General features: G+C 68.0%; 20 protein-coding genes. 15 read left to right on the forward strand and 5 right to left on the reverse strand.

From position 1 onward, the window contains the following. The first annotated feature begins 119 nt into the window (after positions 1–119). The 3 genes from V4U86_RS26260 to V4U86_RS26270 all read left to right on the forward strand — a co-directional run bounded on the left by V4U86_RS26260 (position 120) and on the right by V4U86_RS26270 (position 2,703). Complete coding sequence (locus tag V4U86_RS26260; protein WP_395308769.1) at positions 120–1,235, forward strand: diguanylate cyclase domain-containing protein; 1,116 nt, start codon at positions 120–122, stop codon at positions 1,233–1,235. A 70-nt stretch (positions 1,236–1,305) separates the two neighbouring features. Next, on the forward strand, positions 1,306–1,905 hold the full coding sequence (lysE, locus tag V4U86_RS26265) for an L-lysine exporter (RefSeq protein WP_395308770.1): 600 nt from the start codon (positions 1,306–1,308) through the stop codon (positions 1,903–1,905). Positions 1,906–1,959: 54 nt separating this feature from the next. Continuing rightward, complete coding sequence (locus V4U86_RS26270; protein ID WP_395308771.1) at positions 1,960–2,703, forward strand: alpha/beta hydrolase; 744 nt, start codon at positions 1,960–1,962, stop codon at positions 2,701–2,703. Here V4U86_RS26270 and V4U86_RS26275 read toward each other — a convergent pair. Further along, complete coding sequence (locus tag V4U86_RS26275) at positions 2,687–3,046, reverse strand: VOC family protein (RefSeq protein ID WP_395308772.1); 360 nt, start codon at positions 3,044–3,046, stop codon at positions 2,687–2,689. The two genes, V4U86_RS26270 and V4U86_RS26275, sit on opposite strands and share 17 nt — an antisense overlap. A 57-nt stretch (positions 3,047–3,103) precedes the next feature. Here V4U86_RS26275 and V4U86_RS26280 point away from each other — a divergent pair, with 57 nt between their 5' ends. Together V4U86_RS26280 and V4U86_RS26285 are read left to right on the forward strand one after the other, a co-directional pair. Continuing rightward, complete coding sequence (locus V4U86_RS26280) at positions 3,104–3,988, forward strand: helix-turn-helix domain-containing protein (protein WP_395308773.1); 885 nt, start codon at positions 3,104–3,106, stop codon at positions 3,986–3,988. Between the two features lie 89 nt (positions 3,989–4,077). Beyond that, positions 4,078–6,297: a molybdopterin-dependent oxidoreductase gene (locus tag V4U86_RS26285; protein WP_395308774.1), complete on the forward strand. Its 2,220-nt coding sequence runs from the start codon at positions 4,078–4,080 to the stop codon at positions 6,295–6,297. Between the two features lie 5 nt (positions 6,298–6,302). Here V4U86_RS26285 and V4U86_RS26290 read toward each other — a convergent pair whose 3' ends face one another. Further along, positions 6,303–7,769 (reverse strand): PucR family transcriptional regulator, encoded by a 1,467-nt coding sequence (locus V4U86_RS26290; protein WP_395308775.1) that lies wholly within the window; start codon positions 7,767–7,769, stop codon positions 6,303–6,305. A gap of 110 nt (positions 7,770–7,879) precedes the next feature. Here V4U86_RS26290 and gabT point away from each other — a divergent pair, with 110 nt between their 5' ends. From gabT to V4U86_RS26335, 9 genes are all read left to right on the forward strand, one after another. After that, a complete protein-coding gene (gabT, locus tag V4U86_RS26295; protein ID WP_395308776.1) occupies positions 7,880–9,223 on the forward strand; it encodes a 4-aminobutyrate--2-oxoglutarate transaminase in 1,344 nt (447 codons plus the stop codon). Between the two features lie 28 nt (positions 9,224–9,251). After that, entirely contained in the window at positions 9,252–10,703 is a 1,452-nt protein-coding gene (locus V4U86_RS26300) for an NAD-dependent succinate-semialdehyde dehydrogenase (protein WP_395308777.1), read from the forward strand. Positions 10,704–10,859: 156 nt separating this feature from the next. Beyond that, positions 10,860–11,777 carry an alpha/beta fold hydrolase gene (locus V4U86_RS26305; protein WP_395312224.1) on the forward strand — a complete coding sequence of 306 codons (918 nt, stop codon included), beginning with the start codon at positions 10,860–10,862 and terminating at the stop codon, positions 11,775–11,777. Between the two features lie 66 nt (positions 11,778–11,843). Next, on the forward strand, positions 11,844–14,006 hold the full coding sequence (gene glgX / locus V4U86_RS26310; RefSeq protein ID WP_395308778.1) for a glycogen debranching protein GlgX: 2,163 nt from the start codon (positions 11,844–11,846) through the stop codon (positions 14,004–14,006). A 36-nt stretch (positions 14,007–14,042) separates the two neighbouring features. Beyond that, positions 14,043–14,843, forward strand: a complete 801-nt coding sequence (locus V4U86_RS26315) for an alpha/beta fold hydrolase (RefSeq protein ID WP_395308779.1) — start codon at positions 14,043–14,045, stop codon at positions 14,841–14,843. Further along, a complete protein-coding gene (locus V4U86_RS26320; protein WP_395308780.1) occupies positions 14,840–16,000 on the forward strand; it encodes a SpoIIE family protein phosphatase in 1,161 nt (386 codons plus the stop codon). Before V4U86_RS26315 ends, V4U86_RS26320 begins: the two co-directional genes overlap by 4 nt. Before the next feature lie 46 nt (positions 16,001–16,046). Further along, complete coding sequence (locus V4U86_RS26325) at positions 16,047–16,292, forward strand: hypothetical protein (protein ID WP_395308781.1); 246 nt, start codon at positions 16,047–16,049, stop codon at positions 16,290–16,292. Positions 16,293–16,299: 7 nt separating this feature from the next. Further along, entirely contained in the window at positions 16,300–16,974 is a 675-nt protein-coding gene (locus V4U86_RS26330) for an esterase (protein WP_395308782.1), read from the forward strand. 209 nt (positions 16,975–17,183) lie between these two features. Next, positions 17,184–18,194 (forward strand): GGDEF domain-containing protein, encoded by a 1,011-nt coding sequence (locus V4U86_RS26335; protein WP_395308783.1) that lies wholly within the window; start codon positions 17,184–17,186, stop codon positions 18,192–18,194. 7 nt (positions 18,195–18,201) lie between these two features. Here the strand turns inward: V4U86_RS26335 and V4U86_RS26340 are convergent, their stop codons facing one another. Continuing rightward, positions 18,202–18,624: a PPOX class F420-dependent oxidoreductase gene (locus V4U86_RS26340; RefSeq protein WP_395308784.1), complete on the reverse strand. Its 423-nt coding sequence runs from the start codon at positions 18,622–18,624 to the stop codon at positions 18,202–18,204. Positions 18,625–18,654: 30 nt separating this feature from the next. Then, positions 18,655–19,608 carry a TIGR03557 family F420-dependent LLM class oxidoreductase gene (locus tag V4U86_RS26345; protein ID WP_395308785.1) on the reverse strand — a complete coding sequence of 318 codons (954 nt, stop codon included), beginning with the start codon at positions 19,606–19,608 and terminating at the stop codon, positions 18,655–18,657. Between the two features lie 74 nt (positions 19,609–19,682). Between V4U86_RS26345 and V4U86_RS26350 the strand changes: the two genes are divergently transcribed. Next, positions 19,683–20,159, forward strand: coding sequence for a hypothetical protein (locus V4U86_RS26350; protein WP_395308786.1), 477 nt, complete (start codon positions 19,683–19,685; stop codon positions 20,157–20,159). Here the strand turns inward: V4U86_RS26350 and treS are convergent. Then, complete coding sequence (gene treS, locus V4U86_RS26355) at positions 20,144–22,405, reverse strand: maltose alpha-D-glucosyltransferase (RefSeq protein ID WP_395308787.1); 2,262 nt, start codon at positions 22,403–22,405, stop codon at positions 20,144–20,146. The genes V4U86_RS26350 and treS overlap by 16 nt on opposite strands. Positions 22,406–22,494: the final 89 nt, after the last annotated feature.

A 22,494-nucleotide genomic window follows, 5' to 3' on the forward strand; every position in this document is an offset into this window, starting at 1 on the left:
CCTGACCGCCGCCTCGCAACCCAGTTCCTCGGCAAGAAACAACGGGTGCCGGACTAGGCTGTGCCGAGTCCGGAACAGATGGGGGTGGGCGTTGCCATGCCGAGTCCACGCCGGTCGTCATGACGGCACCTAGCTGGCAGGACCCCCGTCATCCCGACCACTACCACTGGATGACCTCCAGACTGGACTCCCGCGGTGCCCGCGTCGCGACCTCACGCTTCATCGCCGCCTGGATGATCCTCGGCGGATTCGCGCCCGCACTGCTCATGTTCGGTGCCACCGATGCCGATCAGTGGCCGCTGCGGGTGGCCGGCGTCGGCGTCACCATCGTCAGCGGTCTGATGGGGATGTTCTGGCTGCGCGGACTCTGGCCGTCCAGGCGCCAGTCGACCGGCTTCGTGGTTCTTGCGACGACGCTCGCGGCGGCCACCTGCCTGCTGGTACCGCAGCCCCTGCTCGGCATGATCGGTACGGCGCTCTACGTCGCGGTGGCCACCTACGCCACGGTCTTCCACACCGGGCGTCACGTCGCGTTCGTCCTGGCGGTCGCGGCCGCCGTCATCCTCATCACCGGATTCCGGCTCGCTGCAACCGACCCTGCGGTGGCGGCCGGTCTCGGCATCACGATCGCGCTGAGCATCGTGTTCACCACCTTCGTGGCGCGCGCCCTGATCGGCCTGATCGACGCCGACATGTTCACCGGAGCGATCGAACCCATCACCGGGTTGCTCAACCGGGACGGTTTCGAGGACGGGGTGGGCGTCACCATCGCCGCCCGCGGGCGCACCGATGACCGCTTCCTGGTGATCGCGCTCATCGATCTGGACAGTTTCGGCGCCGTCGTCGACCTGGCCGGCGCGGGCCGGGCCCGCCAACTCCGGGTCCTGGTCGGTCAGATGCTGCGCGAGAGAGCGCGCCGCGACAACGTGATCGCTCACGTGCCGGACTGCCGGTTCCTGTTGGCCGACGTGTTCAACACCCCGGACCCCGATCCGCTGTGCGAGCGGATCAGTTCCGGGGTGCGGTCGGTGGCCCGTGAACTCACCGCCAGCATCGGCGTCGTCGTGACCCCGCTCTCGCCGCTGTCGTCGATGTCGCCCGCCGACCTGACCGCCACTCTGCTCCAGCTCGCCGAAAAGGCGATGACCGAAGCCCGCGGAAACGGGGGCAACCAGTACCGCATCGTCTACCTGCCCGAGGTGCCCGAGCACGATTCCCTGCGCGATACCCCATGATAAGAATCGCTAACGATAGTTAAGAATCGTTAGCTGTACTTGACCGGCGACGTTCCCTAGCGTGGGCGGCATGGCATCGCCGGTATTCCTCGGATTTCTCACCACCATGGCCCTGATCGCCGCGATCGGCGCCCAGAACGCGTTCGTACTGCGACAGGGCATCCGCGGGGAGCATGTAGTGCCGGTGATCGCGCTGTGCACGGTGTCGGACCTGATCCTGATCGCGGCGGGCATCGCCGGAGTCGGGGCGTTGATCACCGCGCACCCCAGCGCACTGACGGTCGCCAAGATCGGGGGCGCCGCATTCCTGTTCGGCTACGGGCTGCTGGCCGCGCGTCGCGCGCTGAACCCGGGCACGCTGAATCCCTCGGAGGAGACGCCCGCGCGCTTGATCGAGGTGCTGCTCACCGCGGCGGCGATGACCTGGCTGAACCCGCACGTCTACCTCGACACCGTCGTCCTGCTCGGCTCGTTGGCCAACGAACATCAAGACCAGCGTTGGCTTTTCGGCGCCGGCGCGGTGGCGGCGAGTGCACTGTGGTTCACCGGCCTGGGCCTGGGCGCCCGGAAGTTGGCAGGCCTGTTCGCCAGTCCCTCCACCTGGCGGGTGCTCGACGGCGCCATCGCGGTGATCATGATCGCACTGGGCGTGTGGATGGCGACCTCTTGATCGCCTACCTCGGAGGTAATTGAAGCGGTTCCGGCCGCACGTGACGATGAACCCATGCGCAAGCCACCAATCCTGCTGTTGCACGGCGTTTTCGGCAGTCCGGACCTGCTCGGTCCGTGGGTCGATTTCCTGACCGACGCCGGATACGTGTGCCACGTTCCCGCCTTGCCCGGGCGGGATCCGTCCGATGATCAGGTGCTGGCCCGGCTGAGCGTCGCCGACTGCGTCGACGTCGCCCTGCACGCGTACGACCGGATCGGCGAACCGGCCATCGCGATCGGGCACAGTTTCGGCGGTTTCATCGCTCAGAAGGTGGCAGCAGCACGCGAATGCGTCGCCCTGGTGCTGCTCGCATCTGTTCCACCGGGAGTGCTGTGGCCGCAGCTGCGCGCCGTGCCCCACCTGTTCCCGGTGCTGCCGGCGATCCTGGCCGGACGGCCCTTCCGCCCGTCGGCCGCCACCATGCGCGCGGTGCCGCTCAACACATTGCCGCGAGAGGAACGAGAGTCGTTGATTCCCCGCCTGGTCCGCGATTCGGGTCGGGTGTTCAGGACCATGTCCCTGGGGCTGCCGATCATGCACATCGATCCCTCGGCAGTGACCTGCCCGGTGCTGTGCGCGAGCGCGGGTGCCGACCGTAACGTCGCACCCTGGATGTCCCGGCGGCTCGCGGCCCGCAACCCGGCCGAACACCACGTCTACCCCGGGCTGCCGCACTGGATCGTCGCCGAATCCGCACTGCCGCAGGTCGGTCCGCCGACGGTGGCCTGGCTGGACCGGGTCAGAACATCACCGTGATGCAGAACGGGTGCCCGACTGGGTCGATGAGCACCCGCCATCTGTCCGGATCGGGTTGCACAGCCGCCCTGGTCGCACCCAACGCCACGATCCTGGCCTCCTCGGCATCGAGATCATCGACCGAGAAATCCAGGTGCAGGTGTTTCGGGATCGGCCCGCCCGGCCAGGTCGGCGGGCGGTAATCCTCGACCCGTTCGAACGTCAACAAGACACCGGGGCCGCTGAGGACCACCAGATCCGGCCTCGACGACACCACGTCCGCACCGAGCACATCCCGATAGAAATCACCGAGCGATCCCGGGTCCGGGCAGTCCACCGCCACCGCACCAAACCGGATTGTCACACTCCCCCCCGTCGGCTCATCGACAACGGTAGGGCCTGCTGCGAAGATCAGGGCGCCATGGCCCGCAGATCCCCGCAAACCGAACGTCTCGTCGAGATGATCGAGTACCTGGCCGCGGACCCGCAGCGGGAGTACCAGCTCACCGAGTTGGCCCGCCTCGTCAATCTGGACGCCGCGACCTGCTACCCGATGCTGACCGAACTGACGAAGGTCGGCTGGTTGGTCAAGGATCGCGCCCGCAGGACCTACCGACTCGGGCCGCGACTGATCGCCGTCGGCACCTCTGCGCAGGCCTCCCTGCAGATCGCCGGATACGCACGCCCCGAGATGGCCCGGCTCAGTACCGATACCGGGGCGCCGGTCTGCCTGTTCCTGCCGTCGTCGGAGGATCTGGTGATCGCCGACATCGCTTACCCGGACGGCAACGACCACGGGCACCTTCCGCTGCAACCCGGTGACCACATCGAGTTCGGCCCGCCTCTCGGCGCGGTGCTGGCGGCGTGGGCCGGTCCATACCTCGTGGACACCTGGCTGCGCCGCGTCGATGCCGGCCCCGCCGACGCGGTGCGCACCTGGGAGATCCTGCGGCTGATCCGGGAGCGCCGCTTCTCGGTGGAGTTGTCGCCGGCGTCGCAATCGGAGATGCGGGCGATGACCGATTTCGCGATCGGCGAGGTGCACGGGTCGCGGCGGGCCGAACGGATGATCGGTGGGCAGCGCCCGGTGATGACACCGGAGCTGATGCTGGGCGAGATCGACCCGACGGCGGTATACGCGCCCTTGTCGATCAGCGGGGTGTGCTTCGACCCGAGCGGCACCCCGGGCGCCGCGCTGTCGGTGCTCACGATGGCGCAGCCCATGAGCGGCCACGATCTCGGCGTGCTCGGGGCACGGGTCGGTGCTGCCGCCGACGCCATCGCCGAACGCCTCCGCAGCCGCTGACACCTGCGCGTTTTGCACTGTGCAAACGCTTGCCCATGACTCGTGGGCCGACTTACGGTGACCCACATCACCGTCAACGAGGAGGCCCCGTGAGCGCCGAGCAGAAGGTCACGTACTGCCGGATCTGCGAACCGCTGTGCGGGTTGATCGCCACCGTCGAAGACGGCCGGTTGCAGTCGCTGCGCCCCGACAAGGACCATCCGCTGTCGCAGGGCCGCGCCTGCCCCAAGGGCATCGCGTTCACCGATGTGCAGAACGACCCCGACCGGGTGCTCACGCCGTTGCGCCGACAGCCCGACGGCAGCTTCACCGAGGTGGGCTGGGACGAGGCCCTCGAGGACATCGCGCGTCGGCTGCAGGCCGTACTGCACACCCACGGCGGCGGAGCCGTCGGCGAGTACTACGGCAACCCGTCGGCTTTCGGGTACGCCGCCAGCCTGTGGTCCGGACTGTTCATGAAGCGGATCGGTGCCGGGCACCTCTACTCGGCCGGGTCGCAGGACATCAACAGCCGGTACGTGGCCAGCAGACTGCTCTATGGCGCGGCCACCCAGATCCCGTTCCCCGACCTTCCGCGCACCGACTTCCTGTTCATGCTCGGCGCGAATCCGCTGGTCTCCCATGGCAGCGCCCTGCGGGTACCGCGGGTACGCGACGATCTGGCCGGCATCGTCAAACGAGGTGGGCGGATCGTGGTGGTCGACCCGCGCCGCACCGAAACGGCCGCCGCCTACGAACACCTGCCGGTGCGCCCGGATTCGGATGCCTGGCTGCTGCTTTCGCTGCTGCACGTCGTCTTCGCCGACGGACTCGAGGACCGCGCGACGATCACTGCCCAGGCCACCGGCATCGACACCCTGCGCGATCTGTGCTCGGCGTTCCCGCCCGAGGACACCGCGGAACGCACCGGCGTCGCCGCACAGACCCTGCGCACACTGGCACACGCGTTCGCCACGGCACCGACGGCGGTGGCGTACGGGCGTACCGGCGCCTGCCTGGGTCACCACGGCACGTTGGTCAGCTTCCTCATCGACGCGTTGAACCTGGTGACCGGCAACCTGGACCGGCCCGGCGGGGCCCTGATGTCTCATCAGGTGATCCCGGTCGAGGACTTCGGTGAGCGCTCGGGCGCGTTCAGCTACAACGACAAGAAGTCCCGAATCGGCGGCTTCCCGGATGTTTTCGGAACGTTCCCGGCCGCGCTGATCGCCGACGAGATCACCACGGCCGGCGAGGGCCAGTTGCGGGCCCTGTTCGTCTTCGCCGGCAACCCGGTGCTGTCGGTACCCAACAGCGCCGCCTTGGAGGCAGCGTTGCCACAACTGGATCTGCTGGTGTCCCTGGACCTCTACGTCAACGAGACCAACCGGCACGCGGACTACATCCTCCCGGGCACCACCTTCCTGGAACGCGACGACATGCCGATGGCCTACGCGGCCTGCTGTCCGACGGTGTTCCTACAGGCCGCCGAGCCGGTGGTCGCACCCTACGGGCAGGCCCGCCCGGAATGGGAGGTCTTCCAGGAGTTGGCCACTCGCATGGGACTGTCGCTGCTGGCCACCGGGCCCATGCAGTGGCTCAATCCGGTGTTGCGCGGACTGGAGCGCCTCGGCCTGCGGATGACGCCGCAGAAGATGATGACCATGCTGCTGCGGGTCGGCCCCTACGGGGACCGCTTTGGGCTGCGCCGGGGCGGGTTGAATCCGCGCAAACTCCGTGCACATCCGCACGGCATCGTGCTGGCCGAGCACGCGCCGCACGGCGTGCTCGCCGACGTGGTGGCGCACCGGAACGGAAAGGTGTGTCTGGACCCGGCCGAGATCCGCGCCGAGGTCGGCCGGCTCGGGTCCGCACCGGGCACGAGTGCACAGTTCCCGTTGTCGGCCATCGGCATTCGAGAACTGCGGTCGCAGAACAGTTGGATGCACAACAGCCCCACCCTGATGAAGGGCAACCGCCGGCAACGGGCCCGTATCAATCCTGCCGACGCCGAGGCCGCCGGTGTCACCGACGGTTCCGTCGCGCGGGTGGTGTCGGCGACCGGAGCGATCGAGTTGGAGGTGACCGTCACCGACGAGGTCGGCCCCGGCACCATCGCCATCCCGCAGGGCTGGGGTCACCGCGGGGGTGGCTGGCGGCTGGCCAACGCCAACCCCGGCGTCAACGTCAACGAGCTGACCTCCAGCCGACCCGAGGACCTCGAGGCGCTCGCCGGGATGTCGGTTCTCAACGGGGTGGCGGTCCGGCTGGAGGCGGTCGTTCCCGTCCACACCGCGGACGCGGCTGCGGCCGACCTCGCGACGACCTGACCATCTCAGGTCGCGGGCAACGTCTGCAGCGCGATCCACGTGTTCACGCGCACCTGCGGATCATCCAGGGAGCCATCCAGTTTCGCCTCGATGGCCGTCAACCGCTTGCGCACCGTATTGCGGTGGATCCCCAGCGCTTCACTCACCTTCAGCTGCGAACCGTGGTGGGCCAGGAAGCTGCGCAGTGTGGTGAGCTGCTCCGGGGTCAGATCGCCGAGCAGGGCCGTCGCGAACTGCGCCGCACCCCGCGGATCGATGAGCCCCAACGGACCGCGTCGCACCAGATCGTCCCAGCCAACCAGTGCCGCCGCCGCACTCGTCTGGGCGAGTGCGATCTCCGCGGTGCGGTGACTCTCGGCGGCATTGGAGGCGGCCACTGCGCTCCCCACGCCCACCCGCAGCCCGAGATCTGCAAGCGCCCCAGCCAGCCCGCCGGCCCGGCTGTCGCCGATCACCACCCACAGGAAGTCCTCACGCACGGCGCATATCCCGGATCGGCTCTCCGCTGCGGTGACGGCGTCCAACAGTGCCTCCGGGGTGCCCGAGGCGTGGACCATCCGTAGCCGGACCGGGATCGCCGGCGCGGTCCCATCGATGCTGAGCACGATCTCGGCGGTGACGAGATCGCCGGCCACCAGCAGCTCGACCGCCCGGCCCCGCACGGTGCGCCGGGTCTGCTCGGCCCGATGTTCCTGCTCGACGATCAGGCCCAGCAGTGCGACGCCGGTGGTCACCGCGCTGCGCTGGCTCAGCGTCAGCCGGGGCGCGCCGAGGACCGCGAGGAAGGGCCCCCTACTGTTCGCGGTGCCCACCGCCTGCACCACGGTGAGCCCGGCCGGGTCGGCGAATACCGCCGAGGCCGGGGTCTTCTGCCGCCGCAGCAGCGAGATCTCACCGGCGATACGGTCGAGATTCAGCTCGCCGCGGCGGGTGCCGGCCGGGCCGGCCAGGAGCTGTCCGTCGCCGGTGAACAGTGCGGCGGCTCCGCGCAGCGCGTGTGCCAGCGCCGTCAGTACCGCCCGTACGCCATCGGGTTTGGCCGCGGCGGCGGTGAGCCGGCGCTGGAACTCCAGAGCCTCTCCGGCCGCCGCCTGCTCCTCCTCCATCAGCAGCCGGGAAACCCGGTGGCTGATCGCGACGAACGGCGTGGCACGTGGCACCTCAATCAGGTTCAATCCGGCTCTGCGACACGCGGAGATGAGTCGTCGCGGCACCTGGGCATGGTTGATTCCGGTACCGAATCCCACACCGACGGTGCCGGACCGGACCAGGGCCCGCACATAGTCCTGCCAACCGGTTTCGGACGCGGTCTGCATGCCGGTGGTGAGCAGCAGCTCGCCACCCTGGAAGAACGGCGTCGGATCGGGCAACTCGCTGGTCGCCACCCAGCGGATGTCCTGGTCCGGCCGGGCCAGCACGATCGGCCGAAGCGCGAGTTCACGCGCTTCCAGCAATGTCCCGACGTCGACCACGCTGACATGTTTGCACACCCTGCCGACTTCATGGTGGGCAGTCTGTCCGGTCCGGTCGGCACCCGCGCGACCTACGGTTGCGCAAACGAACCACCCGGACAGGAGTAGTTGTGACCACGATCGACCATGCCGCACCGCAGATCGCTCAGCACCGGGTGCTGGCTACCGCCATTCCCGGGCCGAAATCTGCTGCGCTGCATGCGGAGAAGCTCGCCGCAGTCGCCAGTGGTGTCGGCACCACGTTGCCGGTCTATGTGGTGGCCGCCGGCGGTGGTGTGGTCGTCGACATCGACGGCAATTCGTTGATCGACTTCGGTTCGGGTATCGCCGTCACCACGGTCGGCAACAGCGCGCCGGCGGTCGTGGATGCGGTGACCGAGCAGGTGCGGGCGTTCACCCACACCTGTTTCATGGTGACCCCCTACGAAAACTACGTGCGGGTGGCATCGGCACTGAACCGGATCACCCCCGGCGATCACGAGAAACGCAGCGCCCTGTTCAACTCCGGCGCCGAAGCCGTGGAGAACGCCGTCAAGATCGCCAGGGCCCACACCGGCCGCCAGGCCGTGGTGGCCTTCGACCACGCCTACCACGGGCGGACGAACCTGACCATGGCGCTCACCGCCAAGTCCGTGCCCTACAAGTCCGGTTTCGGTCCGTTCGCCTCCGAGGTATACCGGGCGCCGATGTCCTACCCGTTCCGCGACGGCGACCTCGACGGGCCCACCGCCGCCCGGCATGCCATCAGTGTGATCGAGAAGCAGGTCGGCGCGGAGAACCTCGCCGCGGTGGTGATCGAGCCGATCCAGGGCGAGGGCGGGTTCATCGTGCCGGCGCCGGGTTTCCTTCCCGCCCTGGCAGATTGGTGCCGCGCCAACGGCGTGGTGTTCATCGCCGACGAGATCCAGTCGGGTTTCGCCCGTACCGGCGACATGTTCGCCTGCGACCACGAGGGTGTGGTGCCGGACCTGATCCTCACGGCCAAGGGCATCGCCGGGGGTCTGCCGTTGTCGGCGGTGACCGGGCGCGCGGCCATCATGGATGCTCCGCGGGCCGGCGGACTCGGGGGCACGTATGGCGGGAACCCGCTCGCCTGCGCGGCCGCGCTGGCCGTCCTCGACACCATCGAGTCGGAGAACCTGGTCGAGCGGGCCCGCCAGATCGGCGAGGTCATGCTGGACCGGCTGCGCGCCCTCAGCACGACCGACCCCCGGATCGGCGAGGTGCGTGGACGCGGCGCGATGATCGCCGTCGAGCTGGTCGAACCCGGCTCCACCACACCGGATTCCGCACTTACCCAACGCATCGCCGCCGACGCCCACGCCCAGGGGCTGATCGTGCTGACCTGTGGAACCTACGGGAACGTGCTGCGTTTCCTACCGCCGCTGTCCATGCCCGACCACCTGCTGCACGAAGGACTGGACATTCTCGAACAAGCGCTGCGGGACAACTGAACCCGTCACATCCGACCCCAGGAGCACCATGAGCGTTCACGACGTCATCGCCGGTCTGCGCACCACCGAGAGCATCGTCATCGGCGGCCGGGCCAAGGCCGCACCGTCCACCTTCACCGTCGACGATCCCGCCACCGGGCAACCGCTGGCCGAGCTGGCCGACGGCGGCGCCGCCGAAGCGGTCGCCGCCGTGGATGCCGCCGCGGGTGCGTTCCCCGCGTGGGCGGGCGCGACACCGCGGTATCGTGCCGACATCCTCCGGCGCGCATACGAACTGATGGTCGCCGACGCCGACCGGCTCACCGCGTTGATCTGCGCCGAGAACGGCAAGTCCCAGGCCGACGCCCGTGCGGAGGTGCTCTACGCCGCCGAGTTCTTCCGCTGGTTCGGCGAGGAAGCGGTCCGCACCGACGGGGAGTACGGGCTCAGCCCGTCGGGGCTGGCGCACACCATCGTCACGCATCGGCCGGTCGGGGTCGCCGCGCTGATCACCCCGTGGAACTTCCCGGCCGCCATGGCCACCCGCAAGATCGCACCGGCGCTCGCCGCGGGCTGCGCCGTGGTGCTCAAACCGGCCGAGCTGACCCCGCTGACCGCGCTCGCCGTCGTCGAGATCCTCGCGCAGTCCGGCGTGCCGGATGGGGTGGTCAACCTGGTTACCAGCACCAAAGCTGCCGAGGTCGCCTCGGCCTGGCTCGCCGATGACCGGGTCAGGAAGGTGTCCTTTACCGGGTCCACCCGCGTCGGGCGCACCCTGCTGGAACAGGCATCGGCCCGCATCGTCAACGCCAGCATGGAACTCGGTGGCAATGCGCCGTTCGTGGTGACCGCCGACGCCGACGTCGACGCAGCGGTCGACGGCGCGATGGTGGCGAAGATCCGCAACGGCGGTCAGGCCTGCACCGCGGCCAACCGGTTCTATGTGCACGCCGACGTCGCCGAGCGGTTCGTCGACCGGTTCGCCGCCGCCGTCGCCGAATTGCGGGTCGGCCCAGCCGCCGACCCGCGCTCCCAGGTCGGCCCGGTGATCAGTGCCCGCGCGGCCGATACCCTGCGCACCCTGATCGAGAGCACCGTGGCCGGCGGCGCCGGCATCGCGGCGCAGGCACAGGCCCCCTCGACCGGGTACTTCGTCGAGCCCACGCTGCTGACCGGGGTACCGGCCGACGCCGAGATCCTGCGCACCGAGATTTTCGGCCCCGTCGCACCGGTGGTCGTCTGGGAGCACGAGGATCAGCTCATCGAGTGGATCAACGGCACCGAATACGGCTTGGCTGCCTACGTTTACGCCGGCCGGCTGCAGGACGCCCTGCGCATCGCCGGACGCACCGACGCCGGGATGGTCGGCATCAATCGGGGCATCGTGTCGGATCCGTCGGCACCGTTCGGCGGGACCAAACAGAGCGGTCTGGGCCGCGAAGGTGCCCGGGTGGGTCTGCACGAGTTCCAGGAGACGCAGTACTTCAGCGTCGGCGACTGACCCTGTCAGTTCAGGTGCCGGCCGGTCCGCTGCGGCGGACCGACCAGACAGTTCCCGCCCCCCGAGGCCAGAGATCACCGTGGGCGGTACCGGCGGTTGCACCACGCGATCGACGCCCGGCTTCGCCCGAGCTGCGAAACTAACCGGGTGGCCCCCATGTTCCGACGTCCGCACACCCCGGATACGCCCCCTTCGGTCGAGGTGCCCACCTGGTTCACCGATGCGCTGAGTCAGCCACCCGAGCACGCCACCATCGACGTGGAGGACTGCCCGGTCCACATCCGGCTGTGGGGCGACCCGGCGAATCCGCCATTGGTCCTGGTGCACGGCGGCGGCGCCCATTCCGGCTGGTGGGACCACATCGCCCCGTTCTTCAGCGGCACCCACCGGGTGGTCGCACCGGACCTCAGCGGGCACGGCGACAGCGGCACCCGGGCGAGTTACACCCTCGACACCTGGGCGCGTGAGGTGCTCGCCGCATCCGAGGCCGGCGGGTCGCCGGCCCGGCCGACCATCGTCGGGCACAGCATGGGCGGCTGGGTGACGTCCGCCGCCGCGATGCGGTACGGCGAGCAGATCGACAGCATCCTGGTGATCGACTCGCCGCTGCGCGAACGCGCCCCGGAAGAGGGGCGGTTGCGCAGCCGCCGACACGACAGCCCCGGGTACCGGACCGAGGACGAGATCCTGGCCCGTTTCCGCGCGGTCCCCAAGCAGGACGTCACGCTGCCGTTCATCGACCGACACATCGCCCGCGAATCGGTGCGGCACTCCGACAAGGGCTGGGTGTGGAAGTTCGACCCCGAGATCTTCGGCGGCGAACTTCTCGAACAGACCCCGGCCGAGTTGGAACTGCTGGAGAACACCTTCGAGCGGATCCCCTGCCGGGTCGGCTTTCTGCACTGCGAGCACGGTGTGCTGCCCCCGGAGATGGCCGAGCAGATCCGTTCGATCCTGCAGCTGCGCGGTCCGTTCGTCGAACTCGCCGAGGCCGGGCATCACCCCATGCTGGACCAGCCGTTGCCGTTGGTCGCCACGATCCGCACCCTGCTGGAGTTCTGGTCGATCACCTGACCACGCTCGGCGGGACGTGACCGATCTCGCAGACTAAGGATCGCCGGTGCGGGGTATCCCGGCGCCATGCCTGACTCTGCGAACTCGCCGACCACTGTGGTGTCCGCTGTCCCCGAGCAGGAGGTGTGGCCCGGGAAGGCCTATCCGTTGGGCGCCACCTACGACGGATCCGGCACCAATTTCGCCCTGTTCAGCGAGGTCGCCGAACGCGTCGAACTGTGCCTGTTCGACGACGACGGCAACGAGACGCGATACCGGCTTCCCGAGGTCGACGGATTCATCTGGCACGGGTTCCTGCCCTCCATCGAGCCCGGCCAGCGCTACGGCTACCGCGTACACGGGCCCTACGAACCCGACGCAGGTCACCGGTGCAATCCGAACAAACTGCTGCTGGACCCGTATGCGAAGGCCATCGACGGCACCTTCCAGTGGGACCAGTCGCTGTTCGGCTACGACTTCGGCGACCCGGACAGCCGCAATGACGACGATTCCGCGGCGAGCATGCCCAAGTCGGTGGTCGTCAACCCCTACTTCGACTGGGGCGTGGACCGCCCGCCGCAGCGCGAATACGCCGACAGCTTCATCTACGAGGCCCACGTCAAGGGCCTGACCCAGACGCACCCCGACATCCCGGACGCGATCCGCGGCACCTACGCGGCCATCGCGCACCCGGCGATCATCGATCACCTCAAGGCACTGGGGGTCACCGCCATCGAACTGATGCCGGTGCACCATTTCGCCAACGATTCCACCCTGATCGACAAGGGTCTGTCGAACTACTGGGGGTACAACACCATTGGCTTCTTCGCCCCCGACTCCAAGTACTCCAGCAGTGCCACACCGGGCGGGCAGGTGCAGGAGTTCAAGGCCATGGTGCGCACGCTGCACGAGGCCGGCATCGAGGTGATCCTCGACGTCGTCTACAACCACACGGCCGAGGGGAACCACCTGGGCCCCACTGTGTCGATGCGCGGGATCGACAACGCCGCCTACTACCGCCTGGTCGAGGACGACAAGCGGTACTACATGGACTACACCGGAACCGGCAACAGCCTCAATGTCGGGCACCCGCATTCGCTGCAGCTGATCATGGACTCGCTGCGGTACTGGGTCACCGAGATGCACGTGGACGGCTTCCGCTTCGATCTGGCGTCCACCCTGGCGCGCGAATTCTATGACGTCGACAAGCTGTCGACCTTCTTCGAACTGGTCCAACAGGATCCGACCGTCAGCCAGGTCAAGCTGATCGCCGAGCCGTGGGACGTCGGTCCCGGCGGGTACCAGGTCGGCAACTTTCCACCGCAGTGGACGGAGTGGAACGGCAAGTACCGCGACACGGTCCGCGACTTCTGGCGCGGTGAGGACGCCAGCCTCGGCGAGTTCGCGTCCCGGCTCACCGGCTCGGCCGACCTGTACGAGCACACCGCCCGCCGACCGGTGGCATCCATCAACTTCGTCATCGCCCACGACGGCTTCACCCTGCGGGATCTGGTGTCCTACAACGAGAAACACAATGAGGCCAACGGCGAGGACAACAACGACGGGGAAAGCCACAACCGGTCCTGGAACTGCGGGGTCGAAGGGCCCACCGACGACCCGGAGATCCAGGAGTTGCGGGCCAGGCAGGAACGCAACTTCCTGACCACGCTGTTGCTGTCCCAGGGTGTGCCGATGATCTGCCACGGCGACGAACTGGGACGCACCCAGGGCGGCAACAACAATGGCTACTGCCAGGACAACGAGATCACCTGGGTGAACTGGTCGAACGCCGACAGGGAGCTGCTGGACTTCACCTCCCGGCTGTCCGCACTACGAGCCGAGCATCCGGTGTTCCGGCGTCGACGATTCTTCAACGGCAGGCCGGTGCGCCAGCGCGGGTCCGCCGGGGTGCCCGACATCTCCTGGTTCCGCCCGGACGGTTCGGAGATGAACGACGAGGACTGGGACACCGGTTTCGGCAAGTCCGTGGCGGTCTACCTGAACGGCCACGGCATCCCGGACCTGGACCCGCGGGGACAGCGGGTCACCGACGACTCGTTCGTGGTGTGCTTCAACGCCCACCACGAGCCCATCGAATTCACGCTGCCCCCCGAGGAATTCGGGGCGCGGTGGCGGACCGTCGTCGACACCGCCGCCGAGCCGGACGGCGACGGCGATGTCGTCGCGGCCGGCACCGAACGCCCTGTCGCTGCACGCTCGGTCGCGGTGTTTCAGCAGGCGCGGGACTGACCGCGAGGTCTGATCGTCGGGTTCTATGCTGCAAGCATGGGGGTCAGGTCCAGGAACAACATTCACGTGGTGGGCACGCCGGGAGCTCCGGTGTTGCTGCTGGTCCACGGCTTCGGTTGTGACCAGAATCTGTGGCGACCCGTCGTCGAGCGACTGGAAGCGCGGTTCCGCATCGTGCTGATGGACCATGTCGGGTCCGGCGCGTCGGATCCTGCTGCGTGGGACGCCGAAAAGTACTCGACGCTGTCCGGATACACCACCGATGTCCTGGAGATCGTGCGCGAACTCGACCTCCGTGAGGTGGTCTATGTCGGCCATTCGGTCGCGGCCATGATCGGCGCGCTGGCCGCGATATCCGAACCCCACAGATTCGCCAAACTCGTCATGGTGGCGCCCTCACCCCGCTACATCGACGACGACGGGTACCGCGGCGGCTTCTCCGCGACCGATATCGAAGAACTGCTGGAATCGATCGATTCGAACTATCTCGGTTGGTCCCATGTGATGGCGCCGGTCATCATGGGCAATCCGGACCGCCCCGACCTGCATGCCGAACTGGAAGCGACGTTCTGCCGCACGGACCCGGCCTGCGCCAAGGTGTTCGCCCGGGCGACGTTCCTGTCCGACAACCGCTCTGACCTCGACAAGGTCCGGGTGCCTACCCTTGTTCTCGATTGCGCCGTCGACGTGATCGCACCGCGGACCGTCGGCTCCTACGTTCAGCGCCACATCCCCGACAGCCGGTTGATCACCCTGGACGCGATCGGTCACTGCCCGCAGGTGAGTGCTCCCGATGCCACCGCCGCGGCGATCGCGGAGTTCGCACTGTCGCCATGAACGAGCCGGATTACCAGGATTTCTGGAACAATTCGCCGTCCGGTCATCTGCTTCTCTCCGGCGAAGGCCGGATCCTGCGCGCCAACTCCACGATGGTCCGATGGCTGGGTTACCCGCCGGGAGCATTGCATGGCAAGTTACTCCCGGAGTTGCTGTCGGTGGGAGGCAGCATCCATTACGAAACCCACTTCGCACCGTTGCTGCGGATGACGGGGTCACTGGGCGGTGTCACCGTCGATATGCGTGCCGCCGATGGTTCGCTGCTTCCGATGTTCCTGACCGCCAACATCCGACCGGAATCGGAGGACTGCGGAGAACTCTGGCGGGTCACCGTGGTGGATGCCGCCCACCGGCGCGCCTACGAACGGGAACTACTCGGAGAGCGGCGGCGCGCTGAGCAGGAACGCGAGCGGGCCCGTGCGCTCGCCGATACGCTGCGTCAGTCGCTACGACCACCGCTGTTGTCGCCGCCACCGGGCCTGGACGCCGCGGATCACTATCACGCCGCATCTGCCGACGATGTCGGCGGAGACTTCTACGATCTGTTCCCGCTGTCGGCGACCACCTGGGGCTTTTTCCTCGGCGACGTCGCCGGCAAGGGTGTGGACGCCGCGGTGGTGACGGGTCTGACCCGCTATGTCCTGCGCTCGGCGGCGGTGTCCGACGACGACCCGGTGCAGGTGTTGCACAACCTCAATACCGTGCTGCACCAACAGCTCAACATGGGGCCGCACCGGCTGTGCACCGTCATCTACGGGAACCTGACCCGCCGCGGAACCGGGTTCGACGTCAACTTCGCCAGCGCCGGCCATCTACCCCCGATTCTGCTCGCCGCCGACGGGAACGGGTACTTCGCCGACACCATGGGTGGGCAGGCCGTCGGCATGATCGAGCGGCCGCACTTCTTCAGCAGCACCATCCACCTCGCTCCCGGCGACACCCTGGTGCTCTACACCGACGGCCTGACCGAGGCCCGGGTCGGCGCGGGCCCCGACCGGTACGACGATGCCGGCGCGCTGCTGCGGTTCGCCCGCCGGCACGCCACCGCGTCGGCCCCCGAGATCGTGGCGGCCATCCGCGACCTGCTGGAGGAATTGGGGACCGGGGTGGAGGACGACGCCGCGGTGCTCGCATTCGGCGTGCCGGCGAACCGGTAACCGGCTCCCAGGTTTACCGGCCGGCGGATCTGGCTACCGACTGCAGATGTCTAACACCAGTCCCATCGACGCAGTGACGCCCGGCGACATCGTCGCCCTCGACCGTGGTACCGGCGACCTCGGTTACAAGGTGGTCCACAAGGAAGCGTCCGACGACGGTTTCCTGGTGACCTTCGAGGGCGAGGACGGAGAAACCTTCCAGCTCGACATGGCAGTGGGCCAGCAGGTGCAGCGGGCCCTGGAATCCAAGTGGGAGTCCGTGCAGAGCCCGACTCCGCACGCTGAGCCCTGAGCGACCGGTGCACACCGTCGAGTACGCGCCGGGGCGGCACGCCGATCTGTTCGGTGAGCCGTCCCGGCCGAGCGTGCTGCTGTGGCACGGCACGCAGACGGACTCCCGGGCCGCGGTGCGGGTGCTCGCCGAGGCGATCGCCGAGCACGGGATCGGCGTCATCGCCGCCGACTGGGATTCGCACGCCCCCGACGGAGGCCGTTCCGACCTGCTGAGCTCGGTACGGTTCGCGCAGGACAAAACCGCGGGTGCCGATCTCGTGGTCGTCGGGTGGTCACTTGGCGGGGTGGCCGCCGCGGGCCTGACGTTGCGGGCGCAGGAGCTGGATGTGCCTGTGGCGCACGCCATCTGTCTGGGCGGGGCATTCATGGCGACCGACCCGATATCGGGCGGCCCGGTCGTCGACGGCGTGTCCTACTCGGCGCCGCGCACGCCGTTCACCCTGTTGATCGGCGATGCCGACGAGGTGGTGCCCGCCTCAGCCGCCACCGAGTTCGCCGCGGCCCTACGGGCCGAGGGGTGGCCGGTCGACATCGTCGAACTGGCCGCCGACCACGGATCTATTGCCGGCGCCCGGTACGACCCGGCCGCCGACCGTTACCTTCCGGACGACGATCCGGCGACAGCTGTCGTTGCCCGGGCTGTCGCGACCCACATCGCCGCGGTGGCTCGGAACGTGTAGCGCTGGGGCAGCTTCTCGGCACCGTCTTATCCCCTGGTGGGCGGGCCCGAGGGGGTCCGGACGCGAAATCGCGCTGTCGCACCCCGCAATACACTTGTAAGGTAAGGGCCACTAGATTGCTGAACTGATTCGATGTTTGCCGGGGGGCTCCGATCAAAGGACTTAAAAAGGCCACTACCTGGCTGAACGCCCCCGACCAATTCGAATCGATGACCACCTTCCTGCAGCAGCGAAGCTTGCTGCGGCCCGCGCAGCAGATCATGGCACTGGTCTCCTCCTCCTCGGGTCTGGTCCCGCTGTCCTATTTGGCGACGCAGCGAAATCTGTCCTCCGAGGCGATCGTGGTCAGCGTGACGGCGGCCGTATTCACGCTGTGGATGACCGTGTTCTGGCTGACCCGCTGGCCCACCCGTTGGCAGTCGCAGTGCATGGGACTGACCGGCGCCGCGTTCGTCGCCGGATGGGGGATGGTCCAGCCGTCGGCTGGCGTCGCGGCACTCGCCTGCGCCGCCCTGTCCGTCACCGGCGGGTACTTCGCCTTCTTCCACAACCCGCGGGTTCTCCTGTTCAATCTCGTTCTGGCGGTGACGACCGCCGGCTTCGCCACCGCCGGTCTGGCCGACGAAACCGACGTGGCAACCGCATTCGCCGGCTTCTGGATCATCTGGTTCCTGAATCTGTCCGTGCCGGTCGCGATACGCGGCATGTCACAGGCCATGGGCATGTACGCGACCCGCGCCGAGCGGGACGGTCTGACCGGATTGTTGAACCGCCGCAGCTTCTCCCACGCTCTGCAGCGGATGCTGACCGAACCGAGCCGCAGCGCGGCCCAGCTGACGGTGATCCTGGCGGACATCGACGACTTCAAGCGCATCAACGACACCTACGGTCATGCCGAGGGCGACCGCGTCATCCGGGCCGTCGCCGACCTGCTGCGTGAGCACTGCCCGGCCCCGGCGGCGCTCTGCCGTGCCGGCGGCGAGGAGTTCCTCGTCGCGCTGACCACACCGGATCCCGCACTGCCCCTGGCGCAGACCCTGTGCCGGGCAATCGCGGACATGCCCGACGGTGTGACGGCCAGCATCGGGGTTTCCCACGTCGAGCTCGCGTCATCGGACAGGCTGGACGGCGACGTCATGGTGGCGCACTTGTTCGCCGCCGCCGATACCGCGATGTACTCGGCCAAACGCAGCGGCGGGAACACTGTGCGGCAGGCGTAGCGACGGATCAGTCCGCCACCTCGAAGGCCGCGATGACCTTGGTGGGCCGGACCCGCACGACCAGTTCCCCGGGCACCCCGTTGCGCCGGCCGAACTCCTCGGCGCGGTCGGCGCCCATGTACCGTCCCCCGATCAGGGTCGCCGTGCGTAGCAGTTCGCCGGGGTCCTCGCTCGTGGTCACGGTGCCCTGCACCTGGACGAACGAGTAGGGCGGACGCTGGTCGTCCACGCAGATCGCCACGCGTGGATCCCGGGTCAGGGCGCGTCCTTTCGCGGACCGCTTATCGGTGTTGAACACCAGATCCTGGCCGTCCACGATGAACCACACCGGGGTGACCAGCGGCCGCCCATCGGAGGCGACCACCGCCAGCTTTCCGGTGCGGGTGCCCTCGGACAGGAATGCGATGACCTCTTCGGTGAGTTCGCTCATGGTGCCAGCGTAGGACGCAGTCGTTGTGCGCTAACGCAATTGCGGCAACACATCGCGGCGCCACCCGGCGAAGAAGCCGTCCATATCCGGGCCGATCTGGCTGACATACACCTCGTCGACACCGGCATCGAGGTACTGGCGGACCTGGGCCGCGTGCCGGTCCGGATCAGATCCGCACGCCACCGAGTCGGCGATGTCCTGCTTGGGGACCAGCGCCTGCAGCGCCTCGAAATCCTTGGGCCGCGGCAGGATCTGGGCGGACTGACCGGGCAGCCCCTGGTTCCCCCAAATGCGGTGTGCGGTGTCGACGGCTGTGTCGGCGTCGGCATCCCAGCACACCTTGGTCCCGGCCTGCACCGGCTTATCCCCTCCTCCGTTGGACCGGAACTTCTGCACCAGCTCGGTTTCCGGTGTGACCAGCACGTAGCCGTCGCCGATGCGGCCGGCCAGTTCGGCTGCCTGCGGCCCGAAACCGGACACGTAGATCGGCAGTGGCTGGTCGGGGAGGGTGTAGATACGCGCCTCCTGCACCTCGTAGTGCTCACCGTGGTGACTGACCTCGTCGCCGCGCAGCAGCAGCCTGATGACATCGATGGCCTCTTCGAGCATTTCCAGTCGAACTCCGACCGAAGGCCACGGGTCGCCCAGGATGTGCTCGTTGAGAGCCTCCCCGCTGCCCACGCCGAGGACGAACCTGCCGTCGAGTTGTACCGCGGCCGTCGCAGCGGCCTGGGCGATGATCGCCGGGTGGATCCGCATGGTCGGACAGGTCACGGCGGTCGACACCGGTAGCGAGGTGGCCTCCGACAGCGCTCCGATCACCCCCCAAACGAACGAACTCTGGCCCTGCGCGTCGTTCCACGGATGAAAGTGATCCGAGATCCACAGCGCGTCGAAACCCGCATCCTCGGCGCGTTTCGCCTGGTCGATGAGCTCTTTAGGGGTGAACTGCTCCGAGGACAGGAAGTATCCGATCTTTGCCATGGCGGGGGTCTACCCAGAACTCGCGGATTCAGACATGCATCGGCGCTGGTTTCTTCGATCCGGGGGTCGGGTAATTGACCGGCAACGAACGAGAGGTCACCGACATGGGCACCGGATCCGGAAGGCACGCACGCAGGACCGCGCACAGCACCGCGATCAGCCTCACCATTTCCTTCGCCGTGGCATTCGCCGCCATCGTTTCGGCGTTCATCGTCCACCTGGCCGATGAGCCCGCCGGCGCGCCGCCGACGGAACCCTCGCCGGTGGCCGTGCAACCGCTGCCCCAGCAGGGTCGCCTGGTCGCGGTGTCGCCGGATTCGCTGACCGCGCAGACACCCGACGGCGCACTGCACACCTATGCCGTGGATGCACAGACTCACGGAATCACCGCCGCGGGCAGCCGGATCGGCTCTACTGCAGAGACTTTCGCGGTGAACGACGAGGTGGACATCATCGCCGTGCTGCGCGGCGGACAGCATGTCGCCATGACCATCGCGCATCGCGATGTGGCCGCACTCAACGGTCCCCCGATGGATTACGCGCTGCCCTGATCCGGATCTGCGGAGGGCCGCTGCACCAGCAGTGACATCCCGTGGTGGGCGGGCAACTCAGCGGGGAAGCTGTGCAGATCATCCACATGGGCGATGACCTTGCCGCTGAACATGTCCGACACGACGGCATCGGGCGGCAGGAACTCCGAACGCACGGTGCCGGCGATCTCGGTATTGGCGAAGTTGAGCACCGTCAGCTGCAGCTGGTGCGGATCGGCCAGTTGATGGACCATGACCAGCATGGCCCGGTGCGACACCTCCGGAATGTCCACCTGGGTGCTGGTCGCGATGCCGAAGTGGGTGCGCACCGCGAGAATGGCCTGGAGTTGGCGCAGGAAGCTGGTCTCGTCGGCCATCTGCTCCGGTATCGACCCGTAAAGGCTTCTGCCCCGCGGCATTCCGGCACTCGAATGGGTGGCGGTGGGGTTCACGCCCATCAGGTCATGGGCGGCGCGGTGGATCCACCGGGTGTCCCCGCCGCGGAGTAGTTCGCGGACGTCCTCCGCAGGCAGGGTGAGCATGCCGCACAGGTCCCAGCCCGACAGCGCGAACACCCCGGGCTGCAATGCGTTGAACATGGCCATCAGCAGGTGCGCGCGGCGGATCTGGTCCAGCGACACCGGGTCACCGATCTGGTCCAGGTCGGTGATGCCGAGCGTCGCCGCTATCACCGTCGCACTGGTGCAGGCAATCCCGTTAGTGGTGAACACCCGGTTGTAGGGCGCGTCGGGACCGGTCAGCGCTTCGATCAGGTCGGTGCGCACGCTGTGCCCGAGTTCCTCGCCGGTGACCTCGTGGCCCTTGTAGGTGTAGAGGTCGTCGCGGTGCCCGGCCGACCAGTGCACCAGTTCATAGGTCAGCTCGTCGTGGTTCTGCAGGGCGTGCACCAGCGAGGCCGGGTCGACATCGGTCTCCAGCGTGGTACGCAGGGTGAGCCGCAGGAACTCGGTGTCCTCGGTGGCCAGCGCATGGTGGTAGGCGGGCCGGTTGATGAAGTCGTAGGACAGGTCGGGGCCCGCGACGCTGTTGTCCCGGATGTCGTCGATGGTCAGATTCAGTTCCTGGAAGGTGAAGCCACCCAGTTTGCGCACCATGCTGCCGATGAACTGGTTGGCCGCCTCGGACAACGGGTGCCCCTCGGACCAGCCGACCTCGTCCTCGGTGGACTTCTCGGCGCCGAGGAAACCGTTGGCGTCCAACCGCAGACCGCCGGTGCCCAGATCCGACAGGGAGTGCAGGGCGTCGCCGATGACCAGGCGCATGCCGGCGAAGCTGGGGTCGAGCCAGTTGATCGACGGTTGCCCGTCCTTGAAGTAGTGCAGGTACACCCAGCGCCGTTCGACGCCGTCCACCCCGACGATGGGGCGGGTGACGCTCCAGTTGGTCTCCTTGATGCCCTCGGCGTAGAAGATGACGCGCTGTAGGCGGCCGATGATGTAGCCGGCCTTGGCCAACCAATCCTCGGTCGCCGCATCGATGTTCACCGAATCCGCGCCGTCCGGGACGGCCGGCAGGTGCTCCCAGTCACGCGGATCGATCTCCACCATGTGGTAGATGCCGGGGTAGTCCGCGTACTTCATCTCGGCCAGCCGGAAATCGGCGCCCTTGCCGGTGTGGCCGGGCACGATGTCGTCGATGATGGTGCCGCCGTACCAGTTGGCGGTGCCGCACATCTGGCGGAACTCGTCCTCGGACCCGAAGGCCGGGTCGATCTGGGTGCTGATCCGGTCGAAGTGCCCGTCGACGCTGGGGGTCAGCTGCCAGCCCGAGATGCCGCCCGCTCGTTTCACCGGGCCGGTGTGCACCGCCTGAATACCGATCTCCGAGAACGCTTTCCACAGGTCTTCGTCGGCCATCGCCCTGAGGAAGGACTCCTCGGGGCGGGTGATCAACGACAGCGGGTAGGCGGTGAACCACACCGAAGCGGTGTCCACGGCGGCGCGGGCGTTGGGCCGGGCGAACGGGTTCTGCCACATCGAGCCCTGACCGGAGAATTGTTGGGCGATCTCGTTGGCATCCGCCAGCATCGACTGCGACAGCAGCCAGGACACATACGCGGGGTTGGCGCCGGTGGGCGGTCCGTCCTGGGCCAGCGATCGCCGCACGAACGGTGTTCGCACCCGGGGCCGGAACCGCAGAGACTTCGGGCGGGCGGGGTGCAGATGCTCATCGAAGGTGATCTCGGCAGGCTCGTTGACCTGGTCTTCGGCGCCGGGTTCTGGCGACTCAGCCGCGTGTGACGACATCTGACTCCTCCCTGACCTCGCGCAGCCGACGCCCCGCCGCCGGTGGTATTGCCGCTATCGCCGCCTCGGAAACGTCGGGGCCCTCAGCG

Origin of the sequence: Mycobacterium sp. AMU20-3851 (genome assembly GCF_043974665.1) — a bacterium.
Classification (GTDB): Bacteria; Actinomycetota; Actinomycetes; order Mycobacteriales; family Mycobacteriaceae; genus Mycobacterium.